At 68.7% G+C, this 17,237-nt stretch carries 16 protein-coding genes; 14 read left to right on the top strand and 2 right to left on the bottom strand.

The window, feature by feature from the left end; genetic code table 11:
- The first annotated feature begins 188 nt into the window (after nucleotides 1-188).
- The 11 genes from ESD82_RS01125 to ESD82_RS01170 all read left to right on the top strand — a co-directional run bounded on the left by ESD82_RS01125 (nucleotide 189) and on the right by ESD82_RS01170 (nucleotide 10,964).
- Entirely contained in the window at nucleotides 189-551 is a 363-nt protein-coding gene (locus tag ESD82_RS01125) for a cupin domain-containing protein (protein WP_147428436.1), read from the top strand.
- A complete protein-coding gene (gene argE, locus ESD82_RS01130; protein WP_147428434.1) occupies nucleotides 535-1,641 on the top strand; it encodes an acetylornithine deacetylase in 1,107 nt (368 codons plus the stop codon). Before ESD82_RS01125 ends, argE begins: the two co-directional genes overlap by 17 nt.
- Before the next feature lie 115 nt (nucleotides 1,642-1,756).
- Nucleotides 1,757-2,560: a GNAT family N-acetyltransferase gene (locus ESD82_RS01135; protein ID WP_028710694.1), complete on the top strand. Its 804-nt coding sequence runs from the start codon at nucleotides 1,757-1,759 to the stop codon at nucleotides 2,558-2,560.
- Between the two features lie 14 nt (nucleotides 2,561-2,574).
- Complete coding sequence (locus ESD82_RS22385) at nucleotides 2,575-3,051, top strand: aminotransferase class III-fold pyridoxal phosphate-dependent enzyme (protein WP_276510794.1); 477 nt, start codon at nucleotides 2,575-2,577, stop codon at nucleotides 3,049-3,051.
- Nucleotides 3,052-3,083: 32 nt separating this feature from the next.
- Entirely contained in the window at nucleotides 3,084-3,947 is an 864-nt protein-coding gene (locus tag ESD82_RS22390) for an aminotransferase class III-fold pyridoxal phosphate-dependent enzyme (RefSeq protein WP_276510795.1), read from the top strand.
- The gene (locus ESD82_RS01145) at nucleotides 3,947-4,858 is read left to right on the top strand and encodes a 2-hydroxyacid dehydrogenase (RefSeq protein ID WP_147428431.1); all 912 of its coding nucleotides are present in this window, start codon (nucleotides 3,947-3,949) and stop codon (nucleotides 4,856-4,858) included. The genes ESD82_RS22390 and ESD82_RS01145 overlap by 1 nt, the downstream gene beginning before the upstream one ends.
- Before the next feature lie 178 nt (nucleotides 4,859-5,036).
- Nucleotides 5,037-5,768 carry an HAD-IA family hydrolase gene (locus ESD82_RS01150; protein WP_147428429.1) on the top strand — a complete coding sequence of 244 codons (732 nt, stop codon included), beginning with the start codon at nucleotides 5,037-5,039 and terminating at the stop codon, nucleotides 5,766-5,768.
- Nucleotides 5,769-5,823: 55 nt separating this feature from the next.
- Entirely contained in the window at nucleotides 5,824-7,437 is a 1,614-nt protein-coding gene (locus ESD82_RS01155) for an ABC transporter substrate-binding protein (RefSeq protein ID WP_147428428.1), read from the top strand.
- Between the two features lie 64 nt (nucleotides 7,438-7,501).
- A complete protein-coding gene (locus ESD82_RS01160) occupies nucleotides 7,502-8,461 on the top strand; it encodes an ABC transporter permease (RefSeq protein WP_147428427.1) in 960 nt (319 codons plus the stop codon).
- The gene (locus tag ESD82_RS01165) at nucleotides 8,461-9,309 is read left to right on the top strand and encodes an ABC transporter permease (RefSeq protein ID WP_028710688.1); all 849 of its coding nucleotides are present in this window, start codon (nucleotides 8,461-8,463) and stop codon (nucleotides 9,307-9,309) included. Before ESD82_RS01160 ends, ESD82_RS01165 begins: the two co-directional genes overlap by 1 nt.
- Nucleotides 9,306-10,964: an ABC transporter ATP-binding protein gene (locus ESD82_RS01170; RefSeq protein ID WP_322789427.1), complete on the top strand. Its 1,659-nt coding sequence runs from the start codon at nucleotides 9,306-9,308 to the stop codon at nucleotides 10,962-10,964. Before ESD82_RS01165 ends, ESD82_RS01170 begins: the two co-directional genes overlap by 4 nt.
- A gap of 106 nt (nucleotides 10,965-11,070) precedes the next feature.
- Here ESD82_RS01170 and ESD82_RS01175 read toward each other — a convergent pair whose 3' ends face one another.
- Nucleotides 11,071-11,565, bottom strand: coding sequence for an Lrp/AsnC family transcriptional regulator (locus tag ESD82_RS01175; RefSeq protein WP_197029447.1), 495 nt, complete (start codon nucleotides 11,563-11,565; stop codon nucleotides 11,071-11,073).
- Nucleotides 11,566-11,720: 155 nt separating this feature from the next.
- On the opposite strand from ESD82_RS01175, the gene ESD82_RS01180 reads away from it, so the two are divergent.
- Nucleotides 11,721-13,046 carry an NAD(P)/FAD-dependent oxidoreductase gene (locus tag ESD82_RS01180; protein ID WP_147428426.1) on the top strand — a complete coding sequence of 442 codons (1,326 nt, stop codon included), beginning with the start codon at nucleotides 11,721-11,723 and terminating at the stop codon, nucleotides 13,044-13,046.
- Nucleotides 13,047-13,048: 2 nt separating this feature from the next.
- On the opposite strand, the gene ESD82_RS01185 is transcribed toward ESD82_RS01180, so the two are convergent.
- On the bottom strand, nucleotides 13,049-14,143 hold the full coding sequence (locus tag ESD82_RS01185) for an NAD(P)/FAD-dependent oxidoreductase (RefSeq protein ID WP_147428425.1): 1,095 nt from the start codon (nucleotides 14,141-14,143) through the stop codon (nucleotides 13,049-13,051).
- Nucleotides 14,144-14,243: 100 nt separating this feature from the next.
- Here ESD82_RS01185 and ESD82_RS01190 point away from each other — a divergent pair, with 100 nt between their 5' ends.
- Nucleotides 14,244-15,125: a LysR family transcriptional regulator gene (locus ESD82_RS01190; protein WP_147428424.1), complete on the top strand. Its 882-nt coding sequence runs from the start codon at nucleotides 14,244-14,246 to the stop codon at nucleotides 15,123-15,125.
- 75 nt (nucleotides 15,126-15,200) lie between these two features.
- Nucleotides 15,201-17,234 carry a hydantoinase/oxoprolinase family protein gene (locus ESD82_RS01195; protein ID WP_147428423.1) on the top strand — a complete coding sequence of 678 codons (2,034 nt, stop codon included), beginning with the start codon at nucleotides 15,201-15,203 and terminating at the stop codon, nucleotides 17,232-17,234.
- Nucleotides 17,235-17,237: the final 3 nt, after the last annotated feature.

The raw sequence follows: 17,237 nt of genomic DNA on the forward strand, positions 1-17,237 counted from the left end.
CTCCTGTTGGTCCGTTTGACCCATCATTGGCGCGGTCTTGCGACAGCGCATGCGGCAGTCGGGCGCCTGACGGCAGGAGATTGCGAAATTCCGGCAATGGACGGCAGGCCGTGCCGCCCATGACCCGACAACGGTGCCCGACCCTGCGCGGATCGGGCCAGGCTGGCGGCGTAACGGAAAGGAACCCCATGACCCTGCTGACCCCCATCGACATCGCCCCGGCCTTTGCCCCGCGCGAAGACGTGGCCGCCCCTGAGAAACTGATCGAGGGCGCCCCCGCCTTCAAGACCTGGGCGCTGGACGAGGTGCCCCTGGGCAACTGGTCGAAGATCCGCACCGGCATCTGGGAAGCGACGCCCGGCACCACGCGTTCCGCCAAGGGCGAGGCGCTGGAATTCTGCCATATCCTCTCCGGGGTGGTCGATCTGACCGAGGAAGGCGGCGAGACGCGCCGCTTTACCGCGGGCGACAGCTTCCTGATGAAGCCCGGTTTCAAGGGCACCTGGAAAACCATCGAAACCGTGCGCAAGATCTATGTCTTCGCCGACTGATCTTCTGGCCCGGCTGGTCGGGTTTCCCAGCGTCGTGGGCGGCCCGAACGGCGACATCATCGGCTTCGTGGCGGATTACCTGCGCGGGCATGGAATCGAGCCGGCGCTGGTCCCCGGACCCGAGGGCGACCGCTGGAACCTGTTCGCCAGCATCGGCGATGCCTCGCGCCCCGGCTATGTCCTGTCGGGCCATCTCGACGTGGTTCCGGCGGGCGAACCGGATTGGCGGGCCGATCCCTTCGTCTTGCGCCGCGACGGCGACCGGCTGATCGGGCGCGGGGCCTGCGACATGAAGGGCTTTGTCGCCGCCGCCCTGGCGATGGTGCCCGAACTGGTCGCGATGCCGCTGTCCGCGCCGGTCCATATCGCGCTTTCCTATGACGAGGAGGCGGGTTGCCGGGGCGTGCCGCATCTGCTGGCGGCCCTGCCCGGGCTTTGCGCGCCGCCTCTGGGGGCGATCATCGGCGAGCCGTCCGGCCTGGTGCCGGTGCTGGCGCACAAGGGCAAGGCGGCGCTGCGGCTGGTGGCGACGGGGGTGGCGGGGCATTCCTCGCGCCCCGACCTGGGCGCGAACGCGATCCACGCGCTGCTGCCGGCGCTGAGTGCCGCCGCGGCGCAGGCCGTGGCGCTGCAATCCGGGCCGCAGGATCCGCGCTTCGCGCCGCCCTGGTCCAGCCTGCAGATCGGCACCGTCGCGGGCGGGCAGGCTGTCAACATCATCCCCGACCGCGCCGAGGCGCAGATCGAGGCCCGCGCGATCCACGGCGTCGATCCCCGGGCGATCCTGGAGCCGGTGGTCGCGGCGGCAGCGGGGCTGGCCGTGGACTGGCTGTCCTCTTATCCGGCGCTTGCGCTTGACGGCGATCACCCGCTGGCGCGGCTGTTGGCCGAGCTGACGGGCGCGACGCCCCTGGGCGCGGTCAGCTATGGCACCGAGGCCGGGCTTTACCAGCAGGCCGGGATCCCCGCGATCATCTGCGGCCCCGGCGACATCGCCCGCGCGCACCGCCCCGAGGAATACCTGACGATGGCCGAATTGCAGGACGCCTGCGCCCTGATCCGTCGCCTGGGGCGGCGGCTCTGCCTGTGACAGCATTTTCTGCGGCGGCAGTCCTGCCATCCGCAGGACATGCCGCGCGCCCTGGCCAGATCGGCAATCCTGCGGGCGCGCCCGTGGCAGGATGGTGCCAAGAAGGACAAACCGCATGACCACGACCACTGCTCTTACTGCCTTTACCCCCGCCCATCTGCCGCAGGCGCTGCGCCTGTCGCAGCAGGCCGGCTGGCCCCACCGGGCCGAGGACTGGGCGCTGACCCTGTCGGTATCCCAGGGCGTCGTGGCGCTGGACGAAGGCCGGGTGGTCGGCACCGCGCTGTGTTCGCCCTTCGGCCCGGTCGCCACGCTGAACATGATCATCGTCGATGCGGCGATGCGCGGGCGGGGCCTGGGCCGCGCACTGATGGAGGCGATCATCGCCCTGGCCGGCGACCGCGAAATGCGCCTGATCGCCACCACGGACGGGCTGCCGCTTTACGAAAAACTCGGCTTCCGGGCCAGCGGCCAGATCGTTCAGCATCAGGGCCTTGCTGTCGCAACCGCGCCGGAACGGCCCGTCGCCACCGGCCGTCCCGCCGATATCGACCGGCTCGCCGATGCCGACCGCGCCGCCAGCGGCATGGACCGCGCATCCCTTTTGCGCGACATCGCCGCCGGCGGCGAGATCCTGACCTGCAATGCCGGCTTTGCCCTGCTGCGCGATTTCGGGCGCGGCCGCGTGGTCGGGCCGGTTGTCGCCCCCGACACCGCCACTGCCCGCGCATTGCTGGCCGAGGCCGCGCGCCGCTGCGAAGGCAGCTTCCTGCGTGTCGACCTGCGCGCGGAACAGGGCCTTGGCGGCTTCGCGGCGATGCTGGGCCTTGCCCATGCCGGCGGTGGCACCGCCATGACCCGCAATCCGCGCACCCCCGCACCCACGACCCAGGCCCTGATCTCGCAAGCCCTGGGCTGAACCCGGAGACCCCCATGCTGAGCAATTCCCTGGCCGAGCTTGACCGCCGGCACCTGATCCACCCGGTTTCGTCCTTTCGCGGGCATGAACAGCGCGGCGTGCGCATCCTGACCGGCGGGCAGGGCGCGACCGTCACCGATAGCGAGGGGCGCACCCTGATCGACGGCTTCGCGGGCCTGTGGTGCGTGAACGCGGGCTATGGCCACGAAAGCATCGTCGAGGCCGCCGCCGAGCAGATGCGCAAGCTGCCCTATGCCACCGGCTATTTCGACCTGGGCGCCGAGGCGCCGATCCGCCTGGCCGCCGCCCTGGCCGAACGCGCCCCGGGCGATCTGAACCACGTCTATTTCACGCTGGGCGGATCGGACGCGGTGGACAGCACCATCCGCTTCATCCGCTATTACTGGCACGCCAAGGGCCAGCCGGGGCGCGACCAGTTCATCTCGGTCGCCAACGGCTATCATGGGTCCACGACCATGGGGCGGGGCTGACGGCGCTGCCGGGCTTTCACGACGGCTTCGGGGTGCCCTATGACTGGCAGCACAAGATTTCGTCGCATGACCTGTATCGCCACCCGGCGGCCCGCGATCCGCAGGCCGTGACCGAGGCCTCGGTCGCGGAACTGCGGGCGAAGATCGAATCGCTCGGCCCCGACCGCGTTGCCGCCTTCTATGTCGAGCCGATCCAGGGCTCGGGCGGCGTGCTGGTGCCGCCCAAGGGCTGGATCAGGGCGATGCGCGATCTGTGTGCCGAATACGGCGTGCTGTTCGTCGCCGACGAGGTGATCACCGGCTTTGGCCGCACCGGCCCGCTATTCGCCTGCGAGGACGAGGGCATCGTTCCCGACCTGATGACCACGGCCAAGGGGCTGACCTCGGGCTATGTGCCGATGGGCGCGGTCTTCATGCGCGACCATGTCTATGAGACCATCGCCGACGGTGCGGGGGCCAAGGCCGTGGGCCATGGCTTCACCTATTCCGCGCATCCGGTCAGCGCCGCCGTGGCGCTGGAGGTGCTGGCGCTCTACGAAGGCGGGTTGCTGGAAAACGGCCGCCGTGCGGGCGCGCGGTTGCAGGCCGGGCTGGAAAGCCTGCGCGATCATCCGCTGGTGGGCGATGTGCGGGGCAGGGGGATGCTGGCGGCGGTCGAGCTGGTCGTGGACAAGGAGGCCAGGACTCCCCTGCCGCCCGAGGTCCAGCCCGCCACGCGGCTGTTCGACCGGGCCTGGGAACAGGGGCTGATCGTGCGGTCCTTTGCGCAAGGCATCTTCGGCTATGCGCCGCCCCTGTGCTGCACCGAGGACCAGATCGACCAGATCGTCGCCCGCACACGCAAGGTGCTGGATCTGACGCTGGAAGACCCGGAAATCCGCGCGGTCCTGCGCTGATGGCGCTGCTGCTGCATTCCACCCCCGAACGCGGCGCCGTCTGGGGGCACATCTTCGCCGAGGCGGGCGAGGGCTTTATCCCCGACGAGGCCAGCGTGACCGACCCCGCGCAGGTCACGCATCTGGCCTGCTGGACGCCGCCCGCCGATTTGTCGCGCTATCCGAACCTGCGCACGGTGATCTGCGTCGGGGCGGGCACCGACCATTTCCCGGCCTTGCCGGAGGGGGTGGCGCTCTCGCGCACCATCGCGCCGGGGATCGAGGCCATGGTGCGCGACTGGGTGGTCATGGCCACGCTGGCACTGCACCGGGATCTGCCGTTCTATCTGGATCATGCCGCGCGCGGCGAATGGCAGCCCCGCCCGGCGCGGCTGGCGCGCACGCGGCGCGTGGGCATCATGGGCATGGGCCGGATCGGGCGTCTGGCCGCCGCAAGCCTGCAAGCCCTGGGCTTTGCCGTTTCGGGATACAGCCGCTCGGGCAGGCCGGTCGAGGGGGTCGAGATCTTTGGCGCGAATCGGCTGGACGCCTTTCTGGCCGGGACCGATATCCTGGTCTGCCTGCTGCCGCTGACGGACGAAACCCGCGGCCTGATGGGCAGCGCCTTCTTCGACCGGCTGCCGCAGGGCGCGGGACTGGTCCATGCCGGGCGCGGCGCGCAGCTGGACATGGCGGCGCTGCGCTGGGCGCTGGACAGCGGGCGGCTTTCTGCCGCCATGCTGGACGTGACCGACCCCGAGCCCTTGCCGGCGGATCACTGGGCCTGGCGCGATCCGCGCGTGCTGATCACCCCGCATATCGCTGCCCATACCGATGCCAAGGAAGGCGCGCGCCACGCCCTGGCCGTCATCCGCGCCGACCGCGACGGACAGCCGGTGCCGGGCCTAGTGGACCGCAGCCGGGGATACTAGGGCGCTCGCGATATGCCGCGCCCCCGCCCAATACGAAAGAATCTGCTGCGCCGGCCGCCCGTTTCGGCGTTTTGCAGCCCCGGAATGGCGCAATCTGGATGTGACGGGACATGACGATCCGCGCGTCCGCCGATCTGACCGCCGCGGCCCGCGGCATCTGCGAAAGGAAGCTCACCCCATGGCCACCCTGACGGCGGCAAGACCCCTGGACCGCTTTTCCTATGTCACCTTCGATGTGGTCGGCACGCTGATCGACTTCGAGGGTGCGATCACCGGCGCGCTGGCGACGATCGCGGCCGATGCCGGCATGACCGTCGATGGCGAGGAGGCGCTGGCCATCTACCGCGCTGCCCGCTATCAGCCGGACGCGCTGCGCTTCCCGGACGACCTGGGCCGCTGCTACGGTCGGATCGCGGCGGCGACCGGCCTGCCCGACACGCCGGAAAACCGCCGGTTCATGATCGACGCCGTGGGCGAGGCGCAGCCCTTTGCCGACAGCGTCGAGGCGATGGCCCGGCTGAAGGCGCGCTACAAGCTGATCGCCATGACCAATGCCCGCCGCTGGGCCTTCGAGAAATACGAGGAAAAGCTGGGCAATCCCTTCTGGGCCAGCTTCACCACCGACGATACCGGCACCGAAAAGCCCGATTCGGCCTTTTTCCAGCAGGTCTTCGACTTCGTTGGCAAGAATGGCGGGACCAAGGACGACATCCTGCATACCGCGCAAAGCCAGCACCACGATATCGGCATCTCGCGCGCCTTGGGCATGACGAATGCCTGGATCCAGCGCCGCCATGCCCAGAAAGGCTATGGCGGGACCATCGAACCCGCGGAATTCACCGAACCCGACTACCACTTCCACGCACTGATCGACCTGGCCGAGGCCGCCGACAAGGCCTTCGACAACTGACTTCACCCGCCCGAGCGGACACGAGAGCCGCCGGGCAAGCAACAGGGATGACGACATGAAAGACCTCAAGCCGAACAACTGGACGGGCCGCGACGACGCGATGGTCGAGGCCGCAATCCGCCGCGGCGCCTCGCGCCGGGATCTGCTCAAGATGCTGATGGCGTCGGGCGTGGCGCTGTCCGCGGGCGGGTCGCTGCTGCTGCGCGCCGGTCAGGCCGTCGCGCAAACCCCGGTCACGGGCGGGCACCTGAAGGCAGCGGGCTGGTCGGCCTCGACCGCCGACACGCTGGACCCGGCCAAGGCGTCCCTGTCCACCGACTATACCCGCTGCTGCGCCTTCTATAACCGCCTCACCTTCCTCGAGGAGGGCAGCGAGGTGAAGATGGAACTGGCCGAGTCCATCGAGACGACGGACGGCAAGACCTGGCAGATCAGGCTGAAGCCCGACGTGACCTTCCACGATGGCAAGACCTTGACGGCGTCGGACGTGGTCTGGTCGCTCAAGCGCCATCAGGATCCGGCCGTGGGGTCCAAGGCCGCCGCCATTGCCGGACAGATGGCCGAGATCACCGCCGTCGACGACCGCACCGTCAGCATCGTGCTGGCGGCGGCCAATGCCGACCTGCCCACGATCCTGTCGCTGCACCATTTCATGATCCTGGCCGAAGGCACCAGCGATTTCAGCAAGGCCAACGGCACCGGCGCCTTCCTCTGCGAAACCTTCGAACCCGGCGTGCGCTCCATCGGCACGCGCAACCCGAACTATTTCAAGGGCACCGGGCCCTATCTGGACAGCTTCGAATATTTTGCCATCTCGGACAACAATGCCCGCGTCAACGCCGTGCTGTCGGGCGACATCCACCTGGCCGCCGCGATCAACCCGCGGTCCATGCGCATGATCGAGGGGCAGGACCATGTCGTCAGCGCGATCTCGACCGCTGGCAACTATACCAACCTCAACATCCGCCTGGACATGGCGCCGGGCGACAAGGCCGATTTCATCAAGGGCATGAAATACCTGATGAACCGCGACGCCATCGTGAACGGCGTGCTGCGCGGATTGGGCGAGGTCGCCAACGACCAGCCCGTCTCGGCCATGGACCGCTATCACAACCCGAACCTGAAGCCGCGCGAATTTGACCCCGAGCGCGCCAAGGCGCTGTTCGAAAAGGCCGGTGTGCTGGGCCAGGCGATCCCCATCGTCACCTCGGACGCGGCGAATTCGGCCATCGACTATGCCATGGTCGTCCAGCAGGCCGGCGCCCAGGCCGGCATGCCCTTCAAGATCGAGCGCGTGCCGTCCGACGGATACTGGTCGAACTACTGGCTGAAGGCACCGATCCATTTCGGCAACATCAACCCGCGGCCGACGCCGGACATCCTGTTCTCGCTGCTCTACGCCTCCGACGCGCCCTGGAACGAAAGCCACTACAAGTCCGAGAAGTTCGACGCCATGCTGGTCGAGGCGCGCGGCTTGCTGGACGAGGAAAAGCGCAAGGCGATCTATTGGGAGATGCAGGAAATGATCGCGGCCGAGGCAGGCACCATCATTCCTGCCTATATTTCCAACGTCGATGCGCATTCGTCGAAGATGAAGGGCATGCGCCCCAATCCCCTCGGCGGCCAGATGGGCTATGCCTTCGCCGAATATGTCTGGCTGGAGGGCTGACATCCCCACGCCCCGCGCCCCTGCGCAATGCGCGCAGGGGCATCCCCATTTATGGAGGTGTGACATGCTGCGTTCCGCAACCACCTGGATCCTGGTCGGCCAGCGCCTGGGCATTGCGCTCATCACGCTGCTGATCGTGTCCTTCGCGGTCTTCTTCGCGACCGAACTGCTGCCCGGCGACGTGGCCGAGGTGCTGCTGGGTCAGGCCGCAACCCCCGAGGCCGTGGCCGGGCTGCGCACCGCCATGGGCCTGGACGAGCCGGCGATCTGGCGCTTCCTGTCCTGGCTGGGCGGGCTTGCCACGGGTGATCTGGGGATGTCCTATGCCAACAAGATGGCCGTGGCCGACCTTCTGTCGGGGCGGTTGATGAACACGCTGCGCCTGGCGGGCATCGTCACGCTGGTCTGCGTGCCCGTCGCGCTGACCCTGGGCATCGCCGCCGCCATGTGGCGCGGATCCTGGCTGGACCGCCTGGTCTCGGTGCTGACCATTTCCGTCATCTCGGTGCCCGAATTCATGGTGGCGACGCTGGCGGTGCTGGTCTTCGCCGTCTGGCTGGACTGGCTGCCCGCGCTGTCCTTCGGGGTCAATGTGACCAGCATCGGCGACATGCTGCGCGCCTATGCGATGCCCGTCATCTCGCTGTCCTTCGTCGTCTCGGCCCAGATGATCCGCATGACGCGGGCCGCGGTGATCGAGACGATCAACACCCCCTATGTGGAGATGGCGTTGCTGAAGGGCGCGTCGCGCACGCGAATGGTGCTGCGCCATGCCCTGCCCAACGCGCTTGGCCCCATTGCCAACGCGGTGGCGCTGTCCCTGTCCTATCTGGTCGGCGGCGTGATCATCGTCGAGACCGTCTTCAACTATCCCGGTGTCGCCAAGCTGATGGTCGACGCGGTGTCCACCCGGGACCTGCCCCTGATCCAGAGCTGCGCGATGATCTTCTGCATCAGCTATCTGCTGCTGATCACGCTGGCCGATATGATCGCCATTCTCTCCAACCCGAGGTTGCGCCGTTGATGTCCCTTGCTTTGCGCCTTCCGACCCCGGCCCGGCTGGGATATTCCTTCAACTGGATGGGCCGCATCGGTCTGGCCGTGATCCTGTTCTGGGCGGTGATCGCCATCATCGGCCCCTGGATCGCGCCCTATCCCCCCGGCGACATGGTCGATTTCGACTATTTCGGCCCGATGAGCAGCCAGTTCTGGATGGGCAGCGACTATCTGGGCCGCGACATCCTGTCCCGGATCATCATGGGCACGCGCTATACCGTCGGCATCGCGCTGGCCGCGGTGATCCTGGCCTGCGCGGGCGGCGTGCTGCTGGGCATGATCGCGGCCGTGGTCGGCGGCTGGTTCGACATGCTGCTGTCGCGCTTTCTGGACGCCTTCAACGGCATTCCGCACCTGCTGTTCGGCCTGGTCGTGGTGGCTGCCGTCGGATCGTCGATCCCGATCCTGATCGTGACGCTGGCGGCCATGTACCTGCCGGGCTCCTATCGCTTTGCCCGCGCGCTGGCGGTCAACGTCAATACCATGGATTTCGTCACCGTGGCCCGCGCCCGGGGCGAGGGCTTCGGCCATATCATCCTGCGCGAGATCTTTCCCAACATCCTGGGCCCCGTCCTGGCCGATCTGGGCCTGCGCTTCGTCTTCATCGTGCTGGTGCTGTCGGGCCTGTCCTTCCTGGGCCTTGGCGTGCAGCCGCCCAATGCCGACTGGGGCGCCCTGGTGCGCGAGAATATCGAGGGCCTCAGCCTCGGGGCGCCGGCGGTGATCTTTCCCTCGATCGCCATCGCCTCGCTGACCATCTCGGTCAACATGTTCATCGACAACCTGCCCACCCGCATCCGCGACAGGAGCGAATGATGGATCAGCCGCTTGTTTCCGTGCGCGACCTGAAGATCGGCGCCAGGACCGACTCGGGCCGCGAGGTCGAGATCATCAAGGGCGTCAGCTTCGACATCGCCCCGGGCGAGATCGTGGCCCTGATCGGCGAAAGCGGGTCGGGCAAGACCACCATCGCCCTGTCGCTGATGGGCCATGCGCGGCCCGGCTGCGCCATCCAGGGCGGCACCATCCGCGTGGGCCGCCGCGACGTGACGGCGATGCCCGAACGCCAGCGCGCCGCCATGCGCGGGACCGAGGTGTCCTATGTTCCGCAATCGGCGGCGGCGGCCTTCAACCCGGCCAAGCGCATCATGGACCAGGTGGTCGAGATCACCGCCATCCACCAGCTGATGCCGCGCGAGCAGGCCGAGGCCAAGGCGCGGCAGCTGTTCCGCGCCCTGGCGCTGCCCGATCCCGACACCATCGGCAGCCGCTATCCGCACCAGGTCTCGGGCGGGCAGTTGCAGCGCCTGTCGGCGGCCATGGCGCTGATCGGCGATCCGGCGCTGGTGATCTTCGACGAACCGACGACCGCGCTGGACGTGACCACCCAGATCGAGGTGCTGCGCGCCTTCAAGTCGGTCATGGACAAGGGCGCCATGGCGGGGGTCTATGTCAGCCACGACCTGGCCGTGGTCGCCCAGATCGCCGACCGCATCATCGTGCTGAAAAACGGCGTGGTGCAGGAGGAAGGCGCGACCGAGCAGATCCTGCACGCGCCGAAGCACCCCTATACCCGCCAGCTGCTGGATGCCTTCGAGCCGGTGCCGCATGTTCCCGTGGCCCGGCCCGACGCGGCCGAGCCGATCCTTGCGGTGCAGAATCTCTGCGCGGGCTATGGCGCGATGCGTGATGGCGTGCCGGCGGCGAAGATCCTGCAGGATGTCAGCTTCCGGCTGGAACGCGGCCGCAACCTGGGCGTGATCGGCGAATCCGGGTCGGGCAAGTCGACGCTCGCCCGCGCCATTGCCGGCATTCTGCCCGCCTATCGCGGCAACCTGCTGCTGGACGGCAAGGAACTGGCGCCCGCGCTGCAACAGCGCAGCAAGGACGAATTGCGCCGCGTCCAGATCGTCTTCCAGCTGGCCGATACCGCGCTGAACCCCGCGCAGTCGATCGAGACGATCCTGGCCCGGCCCCTGACCTTCTATCACGGCATGACCGGGGCCGCGCGCAATGCCCGGGTGATCGAGCTTCTGGACATGGTGCGCCTGCCCGGCCACCTGCGCCACCGCCTGCCCTCGGAATTGTCGGGCGGGCAGAAACAGCGCGTGAACCTGGCCCGCGCCCTGGCCGCCGAGCCCGAGCTGATCCTGTGCGACGAGATCACCTCGGCCCTGGACACCGTCGTCGCGGCGGCCATCCTGGACCTGCTGAAGGAACTGCAGCGCGAGCTGAACCTGTCCTACATGTTCATCAGCCACGACCTGTCCACGGTCGAGGCGATCTGCGACGAGGTTCTGGTGATGCTGAAGGGCCGCGTGGTCGAGGCGCTGCCCGCCGCGCGCATGTCGACCGAGGCCGCGCATCCCTATTCGCGGCTGCTGATCGGGTCGATCCCGCAGCTGGATACCGGCTGGCTGAAGGGGCTGGAGCAGGATCCCGCCCTGATGGCGCAGTTCGCGGGACGGTAGCTGCGACGGGCAAGGGCCCAAGCCTTCGCGACCAGCTGTCCTGTCCACGGCTGCCGCCGGGCCGCAAAGGCCCGGCGGGGGCCGGCCTCTTTCGTTCGGTCCGGCGTCAGGACCGTTCCGCGAATAGCCTGGTCAGCGGGATCTGCGTCTTGACGAAGGGCGTCTTGATCACGACGAAGCTGAAATACTTGTCCACGCCCACGTCGCGGTCGATCAGCGATTCGATGATGTTCTGGTAGTCCACGATCCCCGAGGTCACGAATTTCGCCAGATAGTCGTATCCGCCCGACACCAGGTGGCATTCGATGCAGCTGTCGATCTTTTCCAGCGCCTCCTGGAAGCGCGCGAAGTCCGGCGGGCGGTGGTTCTTCAGGGTGAACTCGGTAAAGACGGTCAGCGTCTCGCCCAGCTTCGCCACGTTGATCTGGGCGCTATAGCCGGTGATGTATCCGGCCTGCTGCAGCTTCTTGACCCGCATCAGGCAGGGCGAGGGGGACAGCGCGACCAGATCGGCCAGCTCGACATTGGTGATGCGGCCGTTCTTCTGCAGCTCGGCCAGGATCTTCACGTCGATGCGGTCCAGTTTCAGCGGCGGTGTCATGCGATCTTCCTTCCCGTTCCGGATCTCTTCTGCTGCAATTCGGCCTCGCTGCCAACCGGCTGCAATTCGACAGGAAATGCCGCTGCCGCCGCGAGATGCGGCAGAAGCGGCTGGCCCCCCGCCGCTAGCCTGCGGTGACACGACCGGAGAACCCCATGCCCGCACCGCTTTTGCCCATCGAGACCGCCGGAAACCTGCCCGCCCGCGCCGATTGCGTCGTGATCGGCGGCGGCATTGTCGGGGTCTCGGCCGCCTATTGGCTGGCCCGCGCCGAGCAAAGCGTGGTGCTGCTGGAAAAGGGCCGCGTCGGGGCGGAACAGTCCAGCCGCAACTGGGGCTGGTGCCGGCAGCAGAATCGCGACGCCCGCGAATTGCCCTTGTCCACGCGCAGCCTGGACCTGTGGGAGCAGATGGCCGCCGACCTGGGCCCCGGCATCGGCTTTCGCCGCTGCGGGCTCTTGTATCTGACCGATGACCCGGCCGAGCTGGAAGGCTGGGCCGCCTGGGGCCGCTTCGCGCAAGGTGAAGGCGTCGACACCCGGATGCTGTCGGGCCCCGAGGCTGCCGAGCGCGGCCGCGCCACCGGCAAATCCTGGCTGGGCGGCGTCTGGTCGCCCACGGACGGCATTGCCGACCCCGCCAGCGCCGCGCCGCTGATCGCGCAGGGCATCATCAAGCATGGCGGCCATGTGATCCAGTCCTGCGCCGCCCGCGGGCTGGCGCTTGAGGCCGGCCGCGTCGCGGGCGTCGTGACCGAGCGCGGCACGATCCGCACCGGCACGGTGGTGATGGCCGGCGGGGCCTGGGCCGGCAGTTTCCTGCACCAGCTGGGGATCGGCTTCCCGCAAGCCTCGGTGCGCAGTTCGATCCTGTCGGTGATGCCGGGGGCCGAGGGGCTGCCCGATGCCCTGCACACCGCTGCCGTATCGGCCACGCGCCGGGGTGACGGCGGCTATACGCTGGCGATCTCGGGCCGGGCCAATGTGGATCCGACGCCGCGGATGATCGCCGGAGCCGGGCATTTCCTGCCGATGTTCGCGAAACGCTGGCGCGCCCTGCGCCCCGGCGGGTTGCAGGGCTGGGCTGCGGGGTTCGAGACCCGCGCCCGCTGGTCCCTGGATCGTGAAACGCCCATGGAGCGGGTGCGGATTCTCGACCCGCATCCGTCGAAGGCCCTGGTCAGGGAAACGCTGGCCCGCGCCCGCCGCCTGCTGCCCGCGTTGCGGGACATTCCCGTGCAGGCCAGCTGGGCGGGCTTCATCGACAGCACGCCCGACGGGGTGCCGGTCATCGACGCGGATTGCGGCCTGCCGGGCCTGGTCCTGGCGGCGGGCCTGTCGGGCCATGGCTTCGGGATCGGGCCGGGGGTCGGGCATCTGGTGGCCGACATGATCCTGGGCCGGACGCCGATCACCGAGATCGCGCAATACCGGCTGGACCGCTTCAAGGGCAGCCAATGGGGCAAGGTGGCGAAGTTCTGAGCTCATGCCGCAAAACGCCCGATGTGGAAATCCTCCAGCGGCGTTTCGCAGCGGCCTGTTGCGACCAGTTCCGCCATCGCATCGCCCACGCCGGGGCCCAGCTGGAAGCCGTGGCCGCAGAAACCGAAGGCATGGAACAGCCCCGCCGTGGTCCCCGAGGCGCCCATGACCGGCAGGCCGTCGCGGACATAGCCCTCGGCCCCCGACCATTGCCGGATAACCGCAACATGACGCAGGGCCGGGCACAGGCGCACCACCGCGCGCAATTGCGCGGGCAGGCGGGCGGGGTCGGCATGGGCACGGCCATCCGCGCCGACCGTCCCCCGGTCCACCGCGCCGCCAAAGACCACGTTGCCGCGTTCCACCTGCCGCAGATAGGCGCCGTGCTCGGCGGACCAGACCCCGACGACCGGCAGGATGCGATGCGGCAGGGGCTCGGTCACGGCCATCTGCGGGCCGCGAACCTCGATCGGCACGGGTTCGCCGAACTGCGCCGCCAGAGCCGCGCCGTGATGGCCCGTGCAGTTGACCAACCGATCGGCATGGAAGGTTCCGCGCGAGGTCTCGACGGTAAAGCCGGGCTTGACGGACAGCACCTGCGCCTGGTCCACCACCTGCACCCCAGCCCGCGCCGCGGCATCGGCAAAGGCCGGCGCGATCAGGCGCGGGTTGGCCGAGCCGTCGCGGGGCGAGAACGACGCGGCGATGGCATCCGGCCCAAGCCCCGGAAAGCGCCGCCGGATCTGGTCCGGGCCAAGCTCCTCGAGATCCAAGCCCCAGGGCCGGGCGTCTTCGGCAAAGCGGCGCATCAGGGCCAGGCCCTCGGGGTCGAAGATCAGCCGCAGATGGCCCGTCGCGCGAAACTCCACGTCGCGGCCCAGCAGCGTCTCCAGCCGGTGCCACAGGGCAAGCGAGCGATGCGCCAGCGGCAATTGCGGCAGGTAGCGCCCGCTGCGCCGGATATTGCCGAAGGATGCGACGGTCGCCCCGGCGCCGATGCGGCCGGTGTCGATCAGGGTCGTGGCGATGCCCCGGCGCGCCAGGAAGAACGCCGTTGCGCTGCCCATCAAGCCGCCACCCAGAACGATCGCCGACATCCGCGTTCCCCCGAAAACCTTGCCCAAGGGAACGCCCTGGGCCATGAAGGGTCAAGGACGGGTTCTTGGGTGAGCCATAAGTCGAACCTATGGGGTGGTGATGCGGGCCAGGCAGCTTGAGGTGTTCGTGGCGGTGATGCGCGCAGGCTCGATCACCGCCGCGGCACGGATGCTGAACATCTCGCAACCCGCCCTCAGCCAGGTGCTGCTGCATGCCGAGGACGAATTGGGTTTCGCCCTGTTCACCCGCGAAAAGGGCCGCCTGCACCCCACGCCCGAGGCGCTGGAGCTGTTGCCCGATGCCGAGCGGCTGTTCGCCGGGCTGGAAGGGCTGCGCCGCAAGACCGCCGACCTGCGGCAGGGGCGGGCGGGGCTGGTGCGCATCGCGGCCTCGCCCCCGCCGGCGATGTCCTTCCTGCCGGGGGTGCTGGCCGCCTATCGCAAGGCGCATCCCGACATCCTGGTGCGCGCCCATGTCGCCCCGGTCGCATCCCTGATCACCATGCTGCGCGCAGGCGATGTCATGCTGGCGCTGGCGCTGGACGACACGATGCCGCCCGATATCGACGTCGAGCCGCTGGGGGGCACGCGGTTTACCTGTCTCTTGCCGCCGGACCATCCGTTCCTGGACCGCGACGGGCTGACGCTTGCCGACCTGCAGGATCAGGCATTGATCTCCTATCGCGCGGCGACCCGCCCGCATCACGAATTGTCCCAGGCGGCCCGCGCCCAGGGCCTGCGGTTCGAGCCGGTCCTGGAAATCGACATGTCGATCACCGCCGTCGGCTTCGTGCAGGCGGGACTGGGGATTGCGGTGGTCGATTCGCTGCTGCCCTGGGCGCAGTTCGCGGGCATCCGGCAATGCCCGCTGCTGGACGATGTGGCGCTGCCCCTGTCGCTGCTGACGCTGAAGGGCCGCGTGCTGTCGCGCGCGGAAAGCCTGATGCGGGACACGATCCGAAGGCATAAGCCCGACTTATAGCCCGCGCCGCTTTGCGTCTTGGACGCGGATCGCCGCTTCTGGTTCCATCGCCTCGACCAATGACGGAGTGGCGGAATGGACGGGACCGTAACGGACTGGAAGATCGGCGTCGATATCGGCGGCACCTTCATGGATTTCTGCGCGCTGGAGGCGAGTTCGGGCCGCGTCGCATCGCTGAAGGTGCTGACCACGCCCGACGATCCCGGCGCCGAACTGCTGGAAGGGCTTCGGCTGCTGGCTGAACGCGAGGGGCTGGATCCGGCAAGGGTCAGCCGCTTCGTGCACGGCACCACGGTCGGCATCAACACCATCATCCAGCGCAAGGGCGCGCGCCTGGCGCTGATCACCAATGCGGGCTTCGAGGATGTGATCGAACTCGCCCGGTTGCGGATGCCCGAGATGTATTCGCTGTTCTGCCACCGGCCCGACCCGCTGGTCTCACGCGACATGATCTTCGGCATCCCCGCCCGGATGCGCGCCGACGGCCGCCAGACCCTCGCCCCCGATGAGGCCGCCATCGCCGATGCCGTGGCCCGCGCCAAGGCCGCAGGCGCCGAGGGGGTGATCGTGGCGCTGCTGCATTCCTGGCGCGACGGCTCGCAGGAGGCCGCCGTCAAGGCGCAGATCGAGGCGCAGGCGCCCGATCTGTTCGTCTTCACCTCGGCAGAGGTCTGGCCGGTGATCCGCGAATACGAGCGCAGCTCGACCGCGATCCTGAACGGCTATGTCCATCCGCGCGTCGCGGGCTATCTGACGGCGCTGGAATCGCGCCTGGCGGGGCAGGGGGTTCCGGCCCGCGCCATGCTGACCAAGTCGAACGGCGGGCTGATGACGGCGGCCGAGGGGCGGCGCGACTGCGTCTCGATGCTGCTGTCGGGCACGGCATCCGGCGTGATCGGCGCAAGCTGGCTGGCCCGTCAGGCCGGCGAGGATCGCATCCTGACGCTGGATATCGGCGGCACCTCGGCCGATTTCGCGCTGATCGTGGACGGGCAGGTGCAATTCGGATCGGACGAGCTGATCGGCGAGTTTCCGTTGCACATCCCCTCGGTCTCGGTCAGCTCCATCGGCATCGGCGGTGGCTCCATCGCCAGCGTGGACGCGCAGGGGGTGCTGCGCGTCGGGCCGGAATCGGCGGGATCGAACCCCGGTCCGGCCTGCTACGCACGCGGCGGGACACAGGCCACGGTGACGGATGCGATGGCGGTCTGCGGCTGGCTGGGCCACAGCCAGATGGCCTACGGCCAGTTGCAGATGGACGTGGCGCTGGCCCGGCAAGCCGTTGCTGCCTTGGCCGAGCAGCTTGGCCGCAGCCCCGAGGAAACCGCGCAGGCGATCCTCGACATCGCGATTTCCGAGATGTTCGTCGAGGTCGAGAAGCTGTCCTCGCGGGCCGGCGTCGATCTGCGGGATTTCGCTCTGATGCCCTTTGGTGGCGGCGGGCCGATGCTGGGGGCGTTCCTGGCGCGCGAACTGGGGATCTCGCGCGTCATCGCCCCGCGCCGTCCGGGCGTGGTCTCTGCGCTTGGCGGTCTGGTGGCCGATCTGCGCGGCGACTTCATCCGCACGGTCTTTGCCGATCTGGGCGCGGATCTGACCGCGCCGTTCCGGGCGCTGACCGATGACGGTCGCGCCTGGCTGGCCGCCCAGGGCCATCACGGCGCCGCCGACCTGCGCCTGTCCGCCGACATGCGCTATGCCGGCCAAAGCTACGAGATCGAGGTCGATCTGGAACCCGCCTGGCTGAACGATCCCGCCCGCATCGCGCAGGCCTTCCACGCCACGCATCTGCGTCTTTACGATTTCGACGACCCCGAGGGCCGGATCGAGATCGTGAACCTGCGCCTGTCCGCCATCGGTGCCGGGCCGAAGCCCGAATTTCCGACAGAGACGGGCGACCCCGCCCCCGCCCGGCCCGCGCGCCATGTGCCGGTGCATCTGGGGGCCTGGCAGGAGATCCCGCTCTATGACCGCGCGGACCTGACGGGGGGCGCGCGTTTCCACGGTCCCGCCATCGTCGCGCAGGAAGACACCACCTTCGCGATCCCCGAAGGCGCGGCGGCCCGGGTGGACGACCACCTGAACATCCACCTGAGCTTTGCGGAGTAAGCC

The sequence above is a fragment of the Paracoccus pantotrophus genome, assembly GCF_008824185.1.
GTDB classification, from domain to species: domain Bacteria; phylum Pseudomonadota; class Alphaproteobacteria; order Rhodobacterales; family Rhodobacteraceae; genus Paracoccus; species Paracoccus pantotrophus.